The 18,726-nt window shown below is 74.7% G+C and carries 15 protein-coding genes; 7 read left to right on the forward strand and 8 right to left on the reverse strand.

The window, feature by feature from the left end; all coding sequences use genetic code 11:
• Positions 1-13: 13 nt before the first annotated feature.
• Positions 14-748 (forward strand): MgtC/SapB family protein, encoded by a 735-nt coding sequence (locus ACZ51D_RS11650; protein WP_465624858.1) that lies wholly within the window; start codon positions 14-16, stop codon positions 746-748.
• A gap of 79 nt (positions 749-827) precedes the next feature.
• Positions 828-1,505: a YoaK family protein gene (locus ACZ51D_RS11655; RefSeq protein ID WP_465662014.1), complete on the forward strand. Its 678-nt coding sequence runs from the start codon at positions 828-830 to the stop codon at positions 1,503-1,505.
• Between the two features lie 13 nt (positions 1,506-1,518).
• Here ACZ51D_RS11655 and ACZ51D_RS11660 read toward each other — a convergent pair whose 3' ends face one another.
• The 3 genes from ACZ51D_RS11660 to ACZ51D_RS11670 all read right to left on the reverse strand — a co-directional run bounded on the left by ACZ51D_RS11660 (position 1,519) and on the right by ACZ51D_RS11670 (position 4,610).
• Entirely contained in the window at positions 1,519-2,175 is a 657-nt protein-coding gene (locus ACZ51D_RS11660) for an Rv1733c family protein (protein ID WP_465662016.1), read from the reverse strand.
• Between the two features lie 444 nt (positions 2,176-2,619).
• Positions 2,620-3,072, reverse strand: a complete 453-nt coding sequence (locus tag ACZ51D_RS11665; RefSeq protein ID WP_360491813.1) for a nucleotide triphosphate diphosphatase NUDT15 — start codon at positions 3,070-3,072, stop codon at positions 2,620-2,622.
• A gap of 35 nt (positions 3,073-3,107) precedes the next feature.
• Entirely contained in the window at positions 3,108-4,610 is a 1,503-nt protein-coding gene (locus tag ACZ51D_RS11670; protein ID WP_360492317.1) for an SDR family NAD(P)-dependent oxidoreductase, read from the reverse strand.
• A gap of 297 nt (positions 4,611-4,907) precedes the next feature.
• Here ACZ51D_RS11670 and ACZ51D_RS11675 point away from each other — a divergent pair, with 297 nt between their 5' ends.
• Positions 4,908-6,347, forward strand: a complete 1,440-nt coding sequence (locus tag ACZ51D_RS11675) for a GuaB1 family IMP dehydrogenase-related protein (protein ID WP_465624861.1) — start codon at positions 4,908-4,910, stop codon at positions 6,345-6,347.
• On the opposite strand, the gene ACZ51D_RS11680 is transcribed toward ACZ51D_RS11675, so the two are convergent.
• The 3 genes from ACZ51D_RS11680 to ACZ51D_RS11690 form a co-directional block, all read right to left on the reverse strand.
• Complete coding sequence (locus ACZ51D_RS11680) at positions 6,308-7,168, reverse strand: DUF5995 family protein (protein ID WP_465662018.1); 861 nt, start codon at positions 7,166-7,168, stop codon at positions 6,308-6,310. The genes ACZ51D_RS11675 and ACZ51D_RS11680 overlap by 40 nt on opposite strands.
• A gap of 223 nt (positions 7,169-7,391) precedes the next feature.
• On the reverse strand, positions 7,392-7,796 hold the full coding sequence (locus tag ACZ51D_RS11685) for a DUF3224 domain-containing protein (RefSeq protein ID WP_465624865.1): 405 nt from the start codon (positions 7,794-7,796) through the stop codon (positions 7,392-7,394).
• Between the two features lie 156 nt (positions 7,797-7,952).
• Complete coding sequence (locus ACZ51D_RS11690; protein WP_465624867.1) at positions 7,953-9,041, reverse strand: PP2C family protein-serine/threonine phosphatase; 1,089 nt, start codon at positions 9,039-9,041, stop codon at positions 7,953-7,955.
• A 206-nt stretch (positions 9,042-9,247) separates the two neighbouring features.
• On the opposite strand from ACZ51D_RS11690, the gene ACZ51D_RS11695 reads away from it, so the two are divergent.
• The 3 genes from ACZ51D_RS11695 (at position 9,248) to ACZ51D_RS11705 (ending at position 12,215) form a co-directional block, all read left to right on the forward strand.
• Positions 9,248-10,270 (forward strand): pseudouridine synthase, encoded by a 1,023-nt coding sequence (locus tag ACZ51D_RS11695; RefSeq protein ID WP_465624868.1) that lies wholly within the window; start codon positions 9,248-9,250, stop codon positions 10,268-10,270.
• 71 nt (positions 10,271-10,341) lie between these two features.
• A complete protein-coding gene (locus ACZ51D_RS11700; RefSeq protein WP_465624870.1) occupies positions 10,342-11,127 on the forward strand; it encodes an SDR family NAD(P)-dependent oxidoreductase in 786 nt (261 codons plus the stop codon).
• Entirely contained in the window at positions 11,124-12,215 is a 1,092-nt protein-coding gene (locus ACZ51D_RS11705) for an S-adenosylmethionine:tRNA ribosyltransferase-isomerase (protein ID WP_465662020.1), read from the forward strand. Before ACZ51D_RS11700 ends, ACZ51D_RS11705 begins: the two co-directional genes overlap by 4 nt.
• A gap of 95 nt (positions 12,216-12,310) precedes the next feature.
• Here the strand turns inward: ACZ51D_RS11705 and ACZ51D_RS11710 are convergent, their stop codons facing one another.
• Positions 12,311-16,036: a SpoIIE family protein phosphatase gene (locus tag ACZ51D_RS11710; protein WP_465624874.1), complete on the reverse strand. Its 3,726-nt coding sequence runs from the start codon at positions 16,034-16,036 to the stop codon at positions 12,311-12,313.
• Positions 16,037-16,460: 424 nt separating this feature from the next.
• The gene (locus ACZ51D_RS11715) at positions 16,461-17,957 is read right to left on the reverse strand and encodes an MFS transporter (protein ID WP_465662022.1); all 1,497 of its coding nucleotides are present in this window, start codon (positions 17,955-17,957) and stop codon (positions 16,461-16,463) included.
• Between the two features lie 140 nt (positions 17,958-18,097).
• On the opposite strand from ACZ51D_RS11715, the gene ACZ51D_RS11720 reads away from it, so the two are divergent.
• Entirely contained in the window at positions 18,098-18,640 is a 543-nt protein-coding gene (locus tag ACZ51D_RS11720; protein WP_465662024.1) for a winged helix-turn-helix transcriptional regulator, read from the forward strand.
• Positions 18,641-18,726: the final 86 nt, after the last annotated feature.

The following is an 18,726-nucleotide window of genomic DNA, read 5'->3' on the forward strand; positions in this document are numbered from 1 at the left end:
AGGAGGTGCCGTCGTGCACACCCTGACCACCGCCGACTTCCTGGTCCGGCTCGCCACCGGTGTCGCCTGCGGCGCGCTGATCGGCGTCGAGCGCCAGTGGCGGGCCCGGATGGCCGGCCTGCGCACCAACGCCCTGGTCGCTGCCGGCGCCACCCTGTTCGTCCTCTACAGCGAGGCCGTCGGCGACACCGGGAGCCCCACCCGGGTCGCCTCCTACGTCGTCTCCGGCATCGGCTTCCTCGGCGGTGGCGTCATCCTCCGGGACGGCGCCGGCGTCCGCGGCCTCAACACCGCCGCCACGCTGTGGTGTTCGGCCGCCGTCGGGGTGCTCGCGGCCTCCGGCAAACTGGAGCTCGCCGTCCTCGGCACACTCGCCGTGCTCGTCGTCCACCTGGTGCTGCGCCCGGCCGGCCGGCTGCTCGACCGGGCCCCGCAGTCCGGCAGCGACCCGGACTCCACCAGCCGCGCCACCGTCCACCTGGAGTGCGACCGCAAGTCCGAGAGCCACATCCGGGCCCTGCTGCTCCAGGCCCTCGCCGCCTCCGGCCTCGCCCCGACCGGCCTGCGCGCCCGCCGCACCGAGCAGGGCGACGCCACCAGCCTACGGGCCACCGTCTCGATCACCGGGCAGGTCGCCCCGGCGCTCGAACAGGTCGTCACCCGGCTGTCGTTGGAACCGGGCGTCCGCGACCTGCACTGGCACCTGGACGACGAACCCGAGGACCCCGACAGCCCCGCGCTCGCCTGACAGGGCAGAGGAACGGAGGAAACGGAGGGGGAGAGGGAGTAGAACGGAAGGACCGTCACACGAACCGCCTGGGAGACCGATGCCGACCCCCGACCCCGAGCACGGGCCGCTGGTGCCGATGCTGCTGATGCTGACCGTGGTCACCGGCGTGGTGGACGCGGTCAGCTACCTCGAACTCGGCCACGTCTTCGTCGCCAACATGACCGGCAACGTGGTGTTCCTCGGCTTCGCCCTGGCCGGCGCGGCCAACCTCTCCGCCACCGCTTCGCTCGCCGCGCTCGCCGCCTTCCTGCTCGGCGCCCTGGCCGGTGGTCACCTCGCCCGCCGCCTGCCCGGCCACCGGGGCCACCTGCTGACCGCCGCCGTCGGCGTCCAGTCGGCGTTCGTCGCGGCGAGCACCGTCCTGGCGGCCGTCGTCGGCCACACCACCGAACCGGTCCGCTACACCCTGATCGGGCTGCTCGGCTTCGCCATGGGCGGTCAGAACGCGGTGGTCCGCGCGCTGAAGGTGCCCGACCTCACGACCACCGTGCTCACCATGACCATCACTGCCCTCGCCGCCGACCGCACCGGCCTCCGCCGCCTCGCCTCCGCCGTCTGGATGTTCGCCGGCGCCCTCCTCGGAGCCGTCCTCGTCCTCCATGCCAACGTCCCCACCGCCCTCGCCCTGGCCCTCGCCCTCCTCCTCGCCGTCGCCGCCCGCACGCACCGCGCCGCCAGGCGCGTCCCCGCCCCGGCCTGGACCGAGCCCCGCTGAGCCACCACCCGGCTCAGTCCTCGTGGCGGTGTCCCGCACGCCCGCTCCAGCGGGGTTCGAGGCGGGCCCAGCCGTCGGTCCAGGCGGTTTCGGCGCGGCGGTCCAGGGCGTGGAGGCGCAGGCGCAGCGCGAGGACGGCGAGGGCGAGCAGGGTGAGGAGGGCGCCACTGCCGGTGCAGGCGGCGGAGAGGGCGAGGGCGGTGCGGTCGACCGGGGGAGTGGAGGCGCGGCCGGCCCGGTCGACCCAGATCGGGATGCTGCTGCCGGTGACGGTCGAGCGCGGGGCCTGGACGGTGCCGGAGCGCGGCGTGCCGTCGGGGGCGGTCCAGGTCGCCTCGACGTCGATCTGATTGCTGTAGCCCCCGGCGAAGCGGCTGCCGGTGACGGCGGCGCGCTCCGGGGCGGTGCGGACCAGGGCGTCGATCCGGTGCAGCCGTGCGTGCTCGGCGGCGGCCTGGGGTGCGGTGTCCCGGTAGAGGAGCAGTGCGCCGCCCGCGGAGAGGGCGACGGCGAGCACCGTGCCGAGCGCGGCGAGCAGCCAGGCCCGGGCGCGGGAGCGGTCGAGGGGGCGGGCGAGCGGTTCGTGCCGGGCACCGAGAGCCCGCCGCAGCTGACGGCCGGTTCGCCGCGGGAGCGACGCGGGCCTGGCCGGGCGGGGTGTGCTGGACACGTTGATGGCTCCTCAGGGGAGTGGGGGCGTACGGCGGTTCGCCACCAATTTCCACCCGACGGGCCCTCGGGCACAAGAGTCGTGCGCGCTCGTAGGAGTGCCATCGCGGGTGGGTGTCCCGCCCGTGTCGTTCGGCCTCGTGAGGCCCTGTCGCCGGGACGTTCGGCCCTGGGGCCGGGGACGTTCGGCCCTCGGCAGTGGAGGTCCCGACCGGGCAGGCTGGGTGCCGGCGGCGCCCCCCGTGCCTGGGCGCGGCCGTGGCCCGGTCGACCGTGGGGGTGCCGGGCCGAGCTGCGGGGAAGGCAGGCAGTGGTGGCAGGGGGTGGCCGTGGGGGCCACCCCCTGCTTTCCGTCGGCCGACCGGCCCTGATTTCCGTCGGCCGACCGGCCCTGATTTCCGTCGGCCGACCGGCCCGCGACGGCCCGCCGCCCCGTCGCCTGCCCTCAGCGGGCGACGGGGTAGCCGTGCGTCCCGGCCCGCCGTACGTCGTCCAGCCCCGGCAGCCAACTGCCCAGGACCAGCGCGGACGGGTAGAACATCGGCTCCGGCAGCTCGTCGACCGCGAAGCGCTCCCAGCCGGCGCAGGCGTGCGGCTCGGTGACCACCGCCTCCGCCAGGCTGGGCGGCGCGAGGACGGCGGCGGTCAGCCGCGGCCGGCCGAGCTCGTGGTCGAGGTGCACGGCGAGCACCCGCATCCCCTCGGCGGGCAGCACGATGCCGGTCTCCTCGGCGAGTTCGCGGGCCGCGGTCCGCTCGAAGGACTCGCCCGGGTCGACCTTGCCGCCCGGCAGGCTCCAGGTGGGCGGCTCACCGGCGGTGGTGCGCCGGCCGATCAGCACCCGGCCGTCCCCGGTGGGCACGATGATCCCGGCGCCGAGCAGCGGTGCGGTGGTCACGTCGAGGTCTCCTTCGGGGTAGTTACCGGGAATGGTTACCAGTTGCCGCGCTCGTAGTCCTTCATGAAGCAGCCGTACAGGTCCTCGCCCTGCTCGCCGCGCACGATCGGGTCGTACACCCGGGCGGCGCCGTCGACCAGGTCGAGCGGGGCGTGGAAGCCCTCGTCGGCGAGGCGCATCTTGTCCGGGTGCGGCCGCTCGTCGGTGATCCAGCCGGTGTCGACGGCGGTCATCAGGATGCCGTCGGACTCGAACATCTCCTGCGCGCTGGTGCGGGTGAGCATGTTGAGCGCGGCCTTGGCCATGTTGGTGTGCGGGTGGCCGGCGCCCTTGTAGCCGCGCTGGAACACGCCCTCCATGGCGGAGACGTTGACCACGTACTTGCGGCGGGACGGGGAGGCGGCCATCGCCGGGCGCAGCCGGCTGATCAGGATGAACGGCGCGGTGGAGTTGCAGAGCTGCACCTCCAGCAGCTCGATCGGGCCCACCTCGCTGACCGTCTGCACCCAGCTGTTGGTGTCCGCGAGGTCGGGCACCAGGCCGCCGGCGTCGATCGCGGTGCCGGCCGCGATCCGGGCGGGGGTGGCGGAGCCGGTGACCAGGGCGAGCGAGGTGACGTCCTCGGCGGCCAGCCGCTGCTTGTCGCCGCCCGCCTGGTGGGGGAGCGCGGGCAGGTCGACGCTGCCGCTGCCGAAGCGGCCGATGGTGGTGGCCTGCGGCAGCTCGCCGGCGGGCAGCGGGGCGGACTCGGCGTTGAGCAGCTCGCGGTAGGACTCCGGCGGGCGGCGCACGGTCTGCGCGGCGTTGTTGATCAGGATGTCCAGCGGGCCGTCGGCGGCGACTTCGTCGGCGAGTGCCATGACCTGGGCCGGGTCGCGCAGGTCGATGCCGATGACCTTGAGGCGGTGGATCCACTGGGCGCTGTCCGGCATCGCCTTGAAGCGGCGGATCGCGTCGTTGGGGAAGCGGGTGGTGATGGTGGTGTGGGCGCCGTCGCGCAGCAGCATCAGCGCGATGTACATCCCGATCTTGGCCCGGCCGCCGGTGAGCAGCGCGCGCTTGCCGGTGAGGTCGGCGCGGGCGTCCCGGTGGGCGCGGTTCTTGACGGCGCAGTCCTGGCAGAGGTTGTGGTAGAACGCGTCGACCTCGACGTAGCGCTGCTTGCACGTGTAGCAGGAGCGCGGGCGCTCCAGGATGCCGGCGATCTCGGTGGTGGTGACGGTGGTCAGGCCGAAGGCGCCGGCCGTCTCGTCGTCGATCCGGGTGGGCGCGCCGGTGGCGGTGCGGGCGGTGACCTCGCGGTCGTTGGCGGTCTTGCGGGCCCGGGTCTCCTGGCGGCGACGCTGCTTGAGGGTCCGGAATATGCCGCCGACGGCCTGGCGGACGGTGATCGCGTCCGGGTGGTCGACGTGCAGTTCGTCGAGCTCGGCGATCACCTCCAGACAGAGCTTCAGCCGCTCCGGGTCGAGGCCGGGACCGTAGTCGATCTCCTCCTCGGTGTCCTCGTCCTGACCCTGCCGGATGTCCGTCTGCCCGATGCCCACGCCTGCTGCCGTTTCCCGTTCGCCTCGCCGTTTACCGCGTGAATGCTACGGGAGCGGTCCACGCCGAGGCGAAAAGCGGACGTGGGAGGGGGTCTTTGTATGATCGTCCATGTCTACGCGCGGAGCATTGATCACTGTTTGTGCACAGCCCCAGCAATGCTCCTCGAACTGGCTTTTGCCTCCGCCCTCACGGAGAATCGAATGCTGGGTGCAGGGCGCCCGAGTGCGCCCCGACGGCATCGCCGCAACCGCACCCGAGGTGTAATTTCTCCCAGCCAGAGAGCCCCCTTCATGCGCTTCCTGAACGACCTCAAGCCCTCGTACGACCTCACGTACGACGACGTCTTCATGGTCCCCAGCCGTTCCGCCGTGGGCTCCCGGCAGGGTGTGGACCTCTCCTCGAACGACGGCACCGGCACCACCATCCCGCTGGTCGTGGCCAACATGACCGCGATCGCCGGCCGCCGGATGGCCGAGACCGTCGCCCGCCGCGGCGGCCTGGTCGCCATCCCGCAGGACATCCCCACCGAGGTCATCGCCGACGTCATCTCCTGGGTCAAGCAGCGCCACCTGGTGTTCGACACCCCGATCACCCTCGCCCCGGGCGCCACCGTCGCCGAGGCGCTCTCGCTGCTGCACAAGCGCGCGCACGGCGCCCTCGTGGTCGTCGAGGACGGCAAGCCGGTCGGCGTGGTCGCCGACTCCGACTGCCAGGGCGTCGACCGCTTCACCAGCCTCGCCGACATCATGTCCCGCGACCTGCTGCTGCTGGACGAGCACATCGAGCCGCGCGCCGCCTTCGAGAAGCTCACCGAGGGGCACCGCAAGCTCGCCCCGGTGGTCGACGGCGAGGGCCGTCTGGTCGGCATCCTCACCCGCAAGGGTGCGCTGCGCGCCACCCTCTACACCCCGGCCGTGGACGCGGCCGGCAAGCTGCGGATCGCCGCCACGGTCGGCATCAACGGCGACGTCGCGGGCAAGGCCAAGGCCCTCATCGAGGCCGGCGCCGACGTGCTGGTGGTGGACACCGCGCACGGCCACCAGGAATCCATGATCAGCGCGCTGCGCGCGGTGCGCGGCCTGGACCCGCAGATCCCGATCGTGGCCGGCAACGTGGTCTCCGCCGCCGGTGTCCGCGACCTCGTCGAGGCGGGCGCCGACATCCTCAAGGTCGGTGTCGGCCCGGGCGCCATGTGCACCACCCGGATGATGACCGGCGTCGGCCGCCCGCAGTTCTCCGCCGTCCTGGAGTGCGCCGCCGAGGCGCGCCGACTCGGCAAGCACGTGTGGGCCGACGGCGGCGTGCGGCACCCGCGCGACGTCGCGATGGCGCTGGCCGCCGGCGCCTCCAACGTGATGATCGGCTCCTGGTTCGCCGGTACCTACGAGTCCCCGGGCGACCTGCAGACCGCCGCCGACGGCCGCCAGTACAAGGAGAGCTTCGGCATGGCCTCGGCCCGCGCGGTGAGCAACCGCACCGCCCAGGACTCCTCGTACGACCGGGCCCGCAAGGCCCTGTTCGAGGAGGGCATCTCGCACTCCCGGATGTTCCTCGACCCGACCCGCCCGGGAGTCGAGGACCTGATCGACTCGATCATCGCCGGCGTGCGCAGCTCCTGCACCTACGCGGGCGCCAACAGCCTGGAGGAGTTCCAGGAGAAGGCGATCGTGGGCATCCAGAGCGCGGCCGGCTACGCCGAGGGCAAGCCGCTGCACTCCAGCTGGGCCTGATCGCCCGCATCCCCGGCGCCGGCCGGCCGGTTCCTCGCCTCGGGGAGCCGGCCGAGCGGCGCCGTGTCGGTCGGGGCGATGTCGGTCGGGGCGATGTCGGTCGGTGCCGTGTCGGTCGGGGTGTGTCCGTCTCCCCGCCCGAGCGGGAGCAGCAGGGCGTGGCCGAGCAGCCCGACCGAGCCGTCCAGCGCGGCGGCGAAAGCCCGGGCCGCGCCCGGCAGGTGCCGCAGCTCCCAGAGCGCCGCGACGGCGGTCCACGCCCCCTCGCGGGCCGAGGCGACCGACCACGCGCCGAGCCGGTGGGTGAGCGGCTCGGCGTGCTCCAGCAGGTCGGGCCCGGGCATCAGCCGCTCCCGGACGGCCGCCTCCACCTCGGCCAGCACCCCGTTGATCCGGTGGTAGTCCTCCTCGACGGCGGCCGGTTCGCAGCCCCGGCGGCGGCAGGTGTCCACGACGGCCAGCGGCAGGTCGTGCTGGATGTGGGCGTTCATCCCGGCCAGCGCGAACTGCAGCGGGTGCACGCCCGGGTGGGCGCGCAGCGCGAACAGGGCCCGCCAGCAGGCGGGCGGCTCCTGCCCGGCCGCGTCGGCGGCCACGGCCCGCAGGTATCGCCCGGCGAACACCACGTCCAGCTCGGCCATCGCCACAGGGTCGGCGAAGTACCCGTCGGCGAGCCGCTCGCGGACCGCCTCCGTGACGTCGAGGTAGAGCCGGTTGAAGACCGCCACCCCGTCGGCTTGGGGCAGCCCCGCCCCGATCTCCCGCAGCCGGCCGACCACCTCCTCGACCGTGGCCGCCTCCGTGGCCGTTGCTGCCTCCACGACCGCTGCTGCGGCTGCTGCCGTGACCGCTGTCGTGACCGCTGCCGTCGTACGATCCACCGCCGTGCCGGGCATGTGCCACCCTCCGATGTCGATCGTGCACTGATCGCATCATCGTGACAGTGCCGCCGAGCCTTCGGCGGGTGCGGCGCGCGGCGGCGGCGCGGCGGTGCGGGACGTCAGTACGGCTCGTCAGCCCGGGACGTCAGCCCGGCTCATATGCTCAGCCCAGCTCGTACTCCAGGACGAAGGTGTGGGCGCCGGACTCGTCGACGGCCAGGTGGAACTCCCCGGTGATCCCGGCCAGCTCGCCCGCCCCCGTGCCCGGCACCACGCGGATCGTCGTCCCGGTGGCGTCCCAGGCCGTGTGCTGGAGCACGAACGAGCCCTTGCGCCCGTCCAGTTCACCCGTCACGTGCTCCACCGCGACGTACGACGCCGGGCCGCCGGACGGGCCCCCGACGGAGAGCATCCGCACCTCGCTCGTCCCGCTCAGCGCGCCCGCGAAGGTCTTGGCGATCCGGATCCGCCCGAAGGACGCGCCCTCCCGCTCCTCCGTCTCCACCGGCTCGAACGCCGTCAGCTCGAACGATCCCTCGGCCCTGAACCCCTCAGCCTTGAACCCCACGGCAGCGTCCCCTCGTCGATCGTCGGTCGTGGTCCGGCGGCAGGGCACCGAGCAGGCTCCCCGCCGACCGCGCACCGAGCCTTGCACCCACCACTGACAATCGTTGCCTGCTCCCCTGAGCCCCGCCGTCCCCGCCGTCCCCGCCCCGCCGGCCTGTCACGGCTCCCAGCGCACTGCCAGCACCGCCGCGTCGTCGGCCAGCCCCGAGTCCCCGACCCAGCCGCCGACGTCCGCCAGCAGCGCGTCCAGCAGGTCCGCCGGGCTGCCGCCGTGCAGGCCGGGCAGTCGCTGCGCCAGCGGGTAGAAATGCCCGTCGGCGTCCCGGGCCTCCGACACGCCGTCGGTGTGCAGGACCAGCAGGTCGCCCGGCTCCGGGTCGAACCGCCGCGCCGGGTACTCGTCGCCGGTCAGCCCGAGCAGCCCCAGCGGCGGCGCCGGGAACGGGGGCTCCAGCTCGCACACCCGGCCCGCCCGGCGCAGCAGCGGGGCCGGGTGGCCGCAGTTCACGACCTGCACCGGCCCCCGGTCCGGCGCCACGTCGAGCAGCAGCGCGGTGGCGAACCGGTCCTCGTCCGGGCGGGCCGTGAGCGCCGCGTCCAGCCGCTCCGCGAGCCGCCCGGGGTCGGGCTCGGTCCGCGCCGCCTCCCGGAACACCCCGAGGACGTCCGCCGCCGTCTCCACCGCCGGGAGCCCGTGCCCCTGGACGTCGCCCAGCAGGATCCGCACCCCGAACCGGGTCTCCACCACGGCGTACAGGTCCCCGCCGATCCGCGCCTCGGCCGCCGCCGCGACATAGCGCACCGCCACCCGCAGCGGCCCGATCCGCTCGGCCGGCGGCCGCAGCAGGGCCCGCTGCGCCGCCTCGGCCACCGTCCGGACCTGGAACAGCTCCCGTTCGCGGGCCGCCACCAGGACGACGCTGGCGGCGCTGGCCAGCGTCGAGGCCAGTACCGTGACCGGCACGCTGATCCGGACGGAGAGCGGCAGCTGCGTGTTGGCCGACTCCAGCAGCCCGACCGCGAGCAGCGCCGCCGCGCCGACCAGCAGCGGCACCCGGGCCCGTCGGGTGGTCGCCCCGGCGAGGACGGGGGCCACCGCGAGCAGCGGCGCCAGGGTGGTCCCCGGGCCGAGGGCCAGGGCGGCCACCACGGCGGCGACCAGCAGCAGGAGCGAGCCGTACAGCAGCATCCGGGTCCGTCGGGGCAGGTGCAGCGGCGGCACCCCGTCCGGGCCGTCGGCGGTCACGCGTCCTCCAGGGGTCCGTCCAGTGGTCCGTCGGAAGGCCCGACAGGGGTCCGGTAGCTGATCGACCGAGCGTCGGTGGCCGCCGGCCGAGCGAGGGCCACCGGTCCACTCTCCCCGCCCCACCCCGGCCCGGCACCTCGGCCGCGGGCCGCGGCAGCACCTCGGCCGCGGGCACGGGCGGGGCGCGCACTACGCTGGGCCGGGAGATGAGACGCAAGAGCCGCCGCCCGACCTCCCCCCTCCCGCAACGCCACGGCGTGGACCCGGTGCACCTCCGGCTGCCGCTCGAAGGCCCCTGGCCCACCCTGCGGGACCACCTGGTCGACCGGCTGCCCACCGTCCCGGCCGAGCGGATCGAGGCGGCGCTGCGCGACGGCGAGATCGTCGGCGCGCTCGGTCCGGTCGCCCCGGACGAACCGTTCCGCCCCGGCGCGCACGTCTGGTTCCACCGGGACCTCCCGGAGGAGGCGCGGGTCCCGTTCGAGCTGGTCGTGCTGTACCGCGACGAGCACCTGGTGGTCGTCGACAAGCCGCACTTCCTGGCCACCACCCCGCGCGGCAGGCACGTCACCGAGACCGCGCTCTCCCGGCTGCGGCACACCCTCGACCTGCCCGTGCTCAGCCCCGCGCACCGCCTGGACCGGCTCACCGCCGGCCTCGCCATGTTCGTCGTGCGCCCCGAGGAGCGCGGTGCCTACCAGACGCTGTTCCGCGACCGCCTGGTGCGCAAGGAGTACCGGGCGATCGCTCCGTACGACCCGGAGCTGAGCCTGCCGCGCACCGTGCGCAGCCACATCGTCAAGGAGCGCGGGGTGATCGCCGCGCAGGAGGTCGACGCGCCGCCGAACAGCGAGAGCCGGATCGACCTGCTGGAGCGCCGCGACGGCCTCGCCCGCTACCGGCTGCGCCCGCTCAGCGGACGCACCCACCAGCTGCGGCTGCACATGAGCGGCCTCGGACTGCCGATCCTCGGCGACCCGGTGTACCCGGTGGTGCTGCCCGAACCGGCCCCGGACGACTTCCGCCGTCCGCTGCAGCTGCTCGCCTCGGCGATCGAGTTCACCGACCCGCTGACCGGCCGGGAACGCCGCTTCGAGAGCCGCCGCACCCTGGCCGCCTGGACCGACCCGCAGGGCTGGTCCGAGGGCTGGTCGGAGGGCGGGGCGGAAGGCTCGGGCTCGGAGGGCTCGGGCGCGGGCTCGGAGTCCCGGGTCCGTCCGCCGGTCTAGTCCCAAGGTCCGACCCGGTCCCGGTTCCGAGGGCCGATCCGCCGCCCGCCCCGGCGGCGGATCGTTACGGCATGAACGCAGCACAGCGCACCGCCGCACCGCACACCGCCCCCGTCGCCCTGGTCACCGGCGCCTCCCGGGGCCTCGGGCTGGCCCTCGCGCACGCCCTCGCCGCCGACGGCTGGCAGCTGGTGATCACCGCCCGGGGCGCGGCCGGACTCGCCGCCGCCGAGGCGGACCTGTCCGCCGTCACCAAGGTCGTCGCGCTGCCCGGCAGCGTCGTCGACGACGACCACCGCGCCCACCTCGCCGAGGCCGCCGAGCGCCTCGGCGGCGCGAGCCTGCTGGTCAACAACGCCGGCACGCTCAACGGCGCCCCCGCCCCCGGATCCGAGCCGCTGCCCCGGCTGGCCGACTACCCGCTGCCGGACCTGCTGGAGACCTTCGAGGTCAACGCGCTCGCCCCGATCGCCCTCACCCAGCTCGTCCTGCCCCAACTGCGCGGTCACGCCGGCGCCGTCCTCAACATCAGCTCCGACGCCGCCGTGGTGCCCTACCTCGGCTGGGGCGGCTACGGCGCCAGCAAGGCCGCGCTCGACCTGGCCACCGCCGTCCTCGCCCGGGAGGAACCGGAGCTGAGGGTCTGGGCGGTCGACCCGGGCAGCATGCGCACCCGAATGCTCCAGGAGGCCAGCCCCGGCGAGGACATCTCCGGCGAGCCGCTGCCCGAGCAGGTGGCGCCGGTCCTGCTCGGCCTGCTCCGCGACCGCACCCCGTCCGGCCGCTACCGTGCCGAGGACCTCGCCGCCCCGGCCGACGACCTGGCCGTCCCGGCCGGGGACCGGGGCGGGCGATGACCGCATTCACCGGCCTTGGCCTCGGCTTCGGCCTCGACCTCGGCCTCGACCTCGCCGTCCCGCCCGAGCTCTCCGCCCGTGCACCGGCGGAGGCGCGTGGCACGGCCCGGGACGGCGTCCGGATGCTGGTCGGCCGCCGCGACACCGGCGCCGTCGAGCACCGCCGGTTCGCCGACCTGCCCGAGGTGCTGCGCCCGGGAGACCTCGTGGTGGTCAACAACTCGGCCACCCTCCCGGCCGCGCTGCCCGGCCGGCTGCCCGACGGCACGCCCGTCGCGCTGCACGTCTCCTCCGCCCAGCCGGACCGGTACGGCGCCCACCTGGTCGAGTTGCGTCGTGTCGTGCCCGGGCAAGCGGCGGCGTACTACTCGCCGGCGGAGTCCCCGGCCCGCGCGGGCCTGCGGGTCGCCCTGCCCGCAGGCGGTACGGCGGTGCTGACCCGGGCTTTCACCGCCCGCCTCTGGTACGCCGAACTCGCCCTGCCCTGCGAGCTGTTGCCGTACCTGGCGGTGCACGGCCGGGCGATCCGGTACGGCTACGTGGACCGCGAGTGGCCGATCGAGGCCTACCAGACGGTCTTCGCGACCGTCCCCGGTAGCAGCGAAATGCCCAGCGCGGCCCGCCCGTTCAGCGCCGAGGTGGTGGCCCGGCTGGCCGGCCGGGGCGTGCTCGTCGCGCCGGTCACCCTGCACACCGGGGTGGCTTCGCCCGAGGCGCACGAGGCCCCGTACGCCGAGCGCTTCCGCGTCCCGGCCGCCACCGCCCGACTGGCCGGTCACGTCCGGGCCGACGGCGGCCGGGTGATCGCCGTCGGCACCACCGTGGTCCGCGCCCTGGAGTCCGCGGCCACACCGGACGGCACCCTCCAGGAAGCCGACGGCTGGACCGAGTTGGTCATCACCCCCGAACGCGGCGTCCGCGCCGTCGACGGCCTCCTCACCGGCTGGCACGAACCCCGCGCCTCCCACCTCCTGATGCTCGCCGCTGTCGCCGGCCGCCCCCTCCTCGCCACCTGCTACCGCGCCGCCGTCCAACACCGCTACCTCTGGCACGAGTTCGGCGACGTCAACCTCCTCCTGCCGGACTGAGCGCGGCCCGGTCCCGGCCGGGCGGGCCGGTCGGGTGTCGGTGAGGTGGCCGCCCGGGCCGACAGCCGTGGCGGCGGCCCGACAGCGTCCGTTGTTCAGGTGGTGGACGAGACCCCCGGGGGCAGCTCCAGCTCGAACCAGACCACCTTGCCGTCGGCGGTGCGGCGGCTGCCCCAGCGGTGCGCGAGCTCGTTGACCAGGTGGATGCCCCGGCCGCCCTCGTCCTCGGTGCGGGCGCGGCGGATCCGGGGCGCCTCGGCCTCCTGGTCGGCGACCTCGACGGTGAGCACCCGGTTGCAGAACAGCCTCAGCTGGGTGGGGGATCCGGCGTGCACCAGGGCGTTGGTGATCAGTTCGCTGGTGAGCAGTTCGGCCCAGTCGGCCAGGGCGCCGAGACCCCAGCCCGCCAGCGTCTCGCGGGTGAAGCGGCGCGAGTGCGCGACCATCGCGCGGTCGCCGGTGAGCGGCAGGGTGGCGATCCGGTCCGCGCCGTGCGGGCGGACCTGCGCCATGATGACGGCGATGTCGTCCTCGCTGGTGCGGCCGGTGAGCCGGGTCAGGACGGCGTCGCAGGTCTGCTCCAGCGAGCGGCGCCGGTCGGCGACGGTGCGGCAGAGCAACTGCAGGCCCTCGTCCAGGTCGCGGCCCCGGCGCTCGACCAGGCCGTCCGTGTAGAGCGTCAGGATGCCCTCCTCGGGGAGGGTGAACTCGGCGCTCTCGAACGGGACTCCGCCGACGCCGAGGGGTGTGCCGGTCGGCAGCTCGACCAGGTGGGCCCGTCCCTCGGCGTCGCAGACCACGGGCGGCAGGTGCCCGGCGCTGGCCGCGGTGCAGCGGCGGTCCACCGGGTCGTACACCACGCAGACGCAGGTGGCGAACTGGCCCTCGCCGACGGCCGTGGTGGCCTCGTCCAGCCGGTACAGGACCCGCGCCGGGTCCAGGTCAAGGGTGATCAACGTTCGTGCCGCCGTACGGAGTTGGCCCATCGTGGCGGCGGCCCGGATGCCGTGGCCCATGACGTCGCCGACGATCAGCGCGACCCGCCCGGAGGAGAGCGGCACCACGTCGAACCAGTCGCCGCCGACCTCGCTGACCACGCTGCTGGGCAGGTAGCGGTAGGCGATCTCCAGGCCGAGGGTGCGGTGCACCTCCTGCGGCAGCAGACTGCGCTGCAGCATGAGCGCGGTGTCCCGCTCCCGGCGGTAGAGCCGGCCGTTGTCGATCGCGAGCGCGGTGCGGGCGGCCAGCTCCTCGGCCAGCGAGCGGTCAGCCGGGCCGAACGGCACCGGGTTGCGGGTGCGGACGAACTCCGCGCCGCCCAGCACGTGTCCGCGCGCCATCAGCGGCACCATCAGGTACGAGTGCACCCCGGCGTCCAGCCCCGGCTGCACCCGGTCGGGGGAGGCGACGATCCGGCGCAGCTCCTCCTCGGTCACCTCGGACACCAGGATCGAGCGCCGGGTGCGCAGGCTCTGCGCGTACAGCTGGGCGGACTGCGAGGTCTCGCCCACCTGGTCGGCGGCCCCCGTCATGGTGCCGTCCGAGGTCACTTCGCCGACCGCCACCGCCCGCATCAGCACCCGACCCTCCGCCGGGACGGTCCCCGGCTCCTCGCCGCTGAGCACCGCCTCCCGCAGGTCCACGGTGACGAAGTCGGCGAAGCGCGGGAGCACCACCTCCACCAACTCCTGGGCGGTGCGGTGCAGATCGAGCGTGGTGCCGATCCGGTTGCTGGCCTCGTTCAACAGCGACAGCCGCTGCTGGGCGGCCCAGGCCTCGTCCAACGCCCGCTGCCGGGCGGCCGCCGCGTCGCGTTCGCGGGTGAACAGCAGCGCGTTGTCGATGGAGACGGCCGCCCGCACCGCCAACTCCCCGGCCAGCGCCACGTCGTCGTCCTCGTACGGGCGCTCGACCAGGGTCCGGTAGAAGCCCGCCACGCCGACCGGGGTGCCGCGCGCGATCAGCGGGACCACCATGAACGAGCGCACGTTCTGCTCCCGTATGGCGGCGGTGCGCACCGGGTCGTCGGCGAACCAGGCCATGCCCTGTTCGTCCATCCGCGGCACCAGCACCGGCTTGCGGTGCGCCAAGCTCCACGCGTACGGCGAACCGGGTTGGAAACGGTGCACGTTGCCGGTGCGGGCGATCGGCTTCAGGGTCGAGCCGTGCACCGAATGGAAGGCCATCCGCCGCAGCAGCGCCGAGCCGTCCGCCGGCGCGCGGGCCTCACGCTCGCCGCGGACCAGCTCCTCCAGCACCTCCACCACCACCGTGTCGGCCAGCCTGGGCGTCGCCACCTCGGCCAACTCCTGTGCGGTCTGGGCGAGATCGAGCGTGGTGCCGATCCGGGTCGAGGCCACGTTGACCAGCGCCAGGCGCTCCTGCGCGGCCTTGGCCTCGCGCAGCGCCTGCTGGCGGGCCAGCACGGTCTGGTGCTGGCGCAGGTACAGCCGGGCGTTGTCGATCGCGACGGCGGCCCGCGAGGCCAGCTCGTCACCGAGCGTGATGTCGGCCTCCGCGAAGGACTCGCGCTCACCGCGCCGCGAGTACACCACCATGCCGAGCGTGGTGCCGCGCGCCACGAGCGGGGTGATCCGCACCGAGCGCGGCCGGTCGCCGAGGTAGGCCTGCCGGCGGCTCTCGTTGATGCCCTCGCTCAGCACCGGCAGCTCCCAGGACGGGGTGACCACCGTGCGCCCGGTGCTCATCGCGCGGGCGTACGGGGAGTCCGGCGGCAGCTCGTACACGGCGTCCACCGGCAGCGCCTCGGACGGGTAGAGCGGGTCGGCAGTCGCCAGCGCCAGGCGACGCACCAACTGGGGCGTGTCCGGGGCGGGCGGCTCGACGTTCCGGCCGGCCACCAGTGCCTCCAGCGCGAACACCCCGCTGATGTCCGCGACCCGGGGCACCATCGCGTCGGCCAGCTCCCGGGCGGTCTGCCGCAGGTCGAGCGTGGTGCCGATGGAGGCGGTCGCATCGACCAGCAGGGCCAGCCGCTCCTGCGCGCGGGCCGCCCGGGCATCGGCCCGGAACCGCTCGGTGATGTCGATGACGGTCGAACTCACCCCGAGCACCCGACCGCTGCGGTCCTCCAGCCGGAAGTAGGAGGCCGACCAGGCGTGGTCGTGCTGCGGGTCACCCGGGGTCCGGCCGTGCGAGCGGGTGTCCACCACCGGCTCGCCGCTCTCCAGCACCTGGCGCATCACCGCTTCGGCCTCGGCGCCGTTGATCCCGGGCAGTACCTCGGTGAGCCGGTGGCCCAGGTGCTGTCCGGGGGCCAGACCGTTGGCCCGGGCCAGCGCCTCGTTCAACCGGACGAAACGCAGCTCGGTGTCGAAGACTCCCATGCCGACCGGGGACTGGGTGAAGAACCCGTCCAGGACCGCCAGGTCCGCCTGGATCCGGCGCAGCGTCGTCACCTCGGAGGCCACCGCCAGCACCAGCGGTTCACCGCCGGGCCCGCGGATCGGATGGGTGCGGAACTCCAGGTTCACCAGGTGCCCGTCACGGTGGCGCACCGGGAACACGCCGGTCCAGGGCCGGCCCTCGAGGATCCGCTGGAACAACTGGAGCACCTCGGGCCGCTCCACGTCGGAGGTCAGCAGCTTCGCCGCCTTCGCCCCGACCGCGTCCTCCGCACGGTGACCGAGCAGTGCCTCCGCGTCGCTGCTCCAGTGCAGGATCCGCCCGTCCGCCGCGATCAGCGCCGTCGCGATCGGCACCATCAGCAGGGCGTCCTGCTGCGGCTCCTCCTCGCGCTGCGTGTTGTGGTCCACCATGGCCAGAGAACCGTCCCAGAAGCGTCCGGAGATCGTTCCCACCAGCCCTGCCATCTTCGCACGCGGCCCCGGGCGGCCGCTCACCGTGGCAGCAGGCGCTCCTGGGCCGGCCACCCGACGAGCAGCGGCTCCCCGCCCAGTACCGGCGCGTCACCGTGCCCGGGCACCGGGAACGCGGCCGCATACTCCTCGGCGGGTGCAGGCAGCGCCTCCCCGGCCGTCCACCCCCCGACGGCCGCCTCCGGGCACAGCACGAACAGCCCCGAGCCGGTCCCGTCCCAGCCGCGCCGCGCCGCGCCGCGCCGCGCGGTGCGGTGCGGTGCGCGGGAAGTCGGCGGGGTCGACTTCTTGTGCGTTCTTGTGCGTCACCGTACGGCCGAGGGCTTTCGGGCCGGCTGCGTGGCATCCGTCTGCGTATCCGTGTGGGCGGCTGCGTGGGACGTCGGCCGGGTCGACTTCTTGACCGTCACCGGGTGGCGGCGGGTTCTCGGGCTGGCTGCGCTGTGTCCGTCTCCGCGTCCGTGCGGGCTTCGGCGGTGCGGGCGGCGAGGGCGAGCAGGGCGCCGAGCAGGCAGAGGGCGGCGGCGACCAGGACGGCCCGATCGCAGCCCGCCGCGAGGGCGCGGGCCGCCGCCTCGGGGCCGGGCGCGCCCGGGCGGGCGGAGCCGGCGACGGCGACCGTGACCGCCACGCCGAGGGCCGAACCCAGGTAGCGGGAGGTGTTGTTGGCGCCGGAGCCCATCGCCGCCCGGTGTGCCGGGACGCTGCCGACCGCCAGCCGGGCGAGGGCCGCGTTGAGCACCCCGCTGCCGATGCCCGCGACGGCGAGCCCCGGGGCCAGTCGCAGCCAGGACGAGCCGGGCGTGAGCCCGTACAGGCCCAGCTCGCCCGCCCCGCAGACCAGCAGCCCGAGGGCGACCTGCGCGGTGGCCGACAGGTGCGCCGCCAGCCGTCGGGCCTGCAGCGCGGACACCACCGACAGGCCCGACCACAGCGCCAGCACGCCGCCCGCCGCCGGCCCGGACAGGCCGAGTACGCCCTGGAGCAGGGTGGGCAGGTAGCTCATGAACCCGACCAGCGACAGCCCGGTGAACAGCGCCCCGCCGGTGGCCGCGATGAAGCCGGGGCTGCGGAACAGCGCGAGGTCCAGCATCGGCTCCCGCACCCTCGCCTCGACCACGGCGAACGCCGCCAGCAGCAGCACCCCGCCCACCAGCAGCGCCACCACCGAGGGCCGCCCCCACCCGCTGCGCCCCTCGGCCAGCCCCGCGATCAGGCAGGACGTTCCGGTGGCGAGCGTGAGCACCCCGTACGGGTCGAATGCGCGCGGCCGCTCGGCCCGTGACTCGGTGAGGACGGCGACGGCGCAGGCGGCCACGACGGCCGAGGCCACCGCGATGCCGCCGCTGACCGCGCGCCACCCGGCCCACTGCTGGACCAGTGCGCCGTACACCGGGCCGATCGCGATCCCGAGGCCGACGGCCGCACCCCAGACGCCCAGTGCCCGGATCCGTTCGGGCCCGGTCGGGTGGGCGTGGCTGATCAGGGCGAGTGCCGGTGCCAGGACGGCCGCCGAGGCGAGGCCGAGGAGTACTCGGGCGGCCAGGTAGACGGCGCCGCCGGGGGCCAGGGTGGACAGCGTCTCGGCAGCCGCGAACAGCAGCACGCCGAAGGTGAAGACCCGTTTGCGCCCGTGGTCGTCGGCGGCGCTTCCGGCGGTGAGCAGCAGCGCCGAGATGCCGACCAGGGTGCCGGTGAGGATCCAGGTGCGGCCGGAGGCGCCCAGGTGGGCGGCTTGGGCGGTGGCGGCGAGCGAGGCGGTGGGGGCGGTGTAGGCCACGGTGGTCAGCGCGGTCGCCGCCGAGGTGGTCGCGAGCGTGGCGCCGGGCCGGACGCGCGGAGGCGGGGTGGCGGGGGAGGAGGTGGGTGGTGCCGGGGAGGAGCCGGGTGCTGCGGGGGGCATGGGTGTTCCCTCCGGACTGGACCCCGGGACCGGCCGTTCCGCCCCGAAGGTCTGGTGAATGAACCTTCGTTTCGGGTGGCACGCTACCACTGTTGGTCTGTTCATTGAACCCGCTAGGGCCGTGGACTAGGCTGGCGCCCATGGCCCTGGGAACCGACTACGAACTGCAGGACTGCGCACTGGCCCGCGCCCTGGAGGTGGTCGGCGAGCGCTGGAGCCTGCTGATCTTGCGCGACGCGTTCTACGGGGTGCAGCGCTTCAACGACTTCCTCACCCACCTCGGCATCCCGCGCGCCGTCCTCACCACGCGCCTCAACGCCCTGGTCGCGGCCGGGGTGCTGAGCAAGGAGCCGTACCAGCAGGCGCCGCTGCGCCATGGCTATCTGCTCACCGAGACCGGCCTCGAACTCTGGGGCCCGCTCTACCAGTTGAGCCGCTGGGGCGGCCGGCACGCCACCGAGGGCGGCCCGCACCACCTCTTCGCGCACGCCGCCTGCGGCACCGACCTCGACCTCGTCGGCGCCTGCCCGACCTGCGGCGGTTCACCCGTCCCGCCGGCCGAGATCACCATGCGCCCCAACCCCGCCCGCTCGGGCAGTCGCCGCGAGGACCCGGTCTCCCGCGCTTTGGTCGGCCCGCACCCGCTGCTCGAACCGATTGCCTCGGCGGCCGTGCCCGCCTAATGGGAGCTACCGGGTTGTAGAAGACTCGGTGCCGTAGCCGCCAGCAGGTGAGCACTCTCGCCGCCGGAGCCGTTCGAGCTCTGAGG

It is taken from the genome of Kitasatospora sp. NPDC033851 (genome assembly GCF_055576085.1).

What these genes read in the sequence shown, in the direction of transcription:
- ACZ51D_RS11655 (WP_465662014.1), top strand. Translation starts at nt 828, where the DNA reads ATGCCGACCCCCGACCCCGAGCACGGGCCGCTGGTGCCGATGCTGCTG.
- ACZ51D_RS11675 (WP_465624861.1), top strand. Translation starts at nt 4,908, where the DNA reads ATGCGCTTCCTGAACGACCTCAAGCCCTCGTACGACCTCACGTACGAC.
- ACZ51D_RS11695 (WP_465624868.1), top strand. Translation starts at nt 9,248, where the DNA reads ATGAGACGCAAGAGCCGCCGCCCGACCTCCCCCCTCCCGCAACGCCAC.
- ACZ51D_RS11700 (WP_465624870.1), top strand. Translation starts at nt 10,342, where the DNA reads ATGAACGCAGCACAGCGCACCGCCGCACCGCACACCGCCCCCGTCGCC.
- ACZ51D_RS11705 (WP_465662020.1), top strand. Translation starts at nt 11,124, where the DNA reads ATGACCGCATTCACCGGCCTTGGCCTCGGCTTCGGCCTCGACCTCGGC.
- ACZ51D_RS11715 (WP_465662022.1), bottom strand. Translation starts at nt 17,957, where the DNA reads ATGCCCCCCGCAGCACCCGGCTCCTCCCCGGCACCACCCACCTCCTCC.
- ACZ51D_RS11720 (WP_465662024.1), top strand. Translation starts at nt 18,098, where the DNA reads ATGGCCCTGGGAACCGACTACGAACTGCAGGACTGCGCACTGGCCCGC.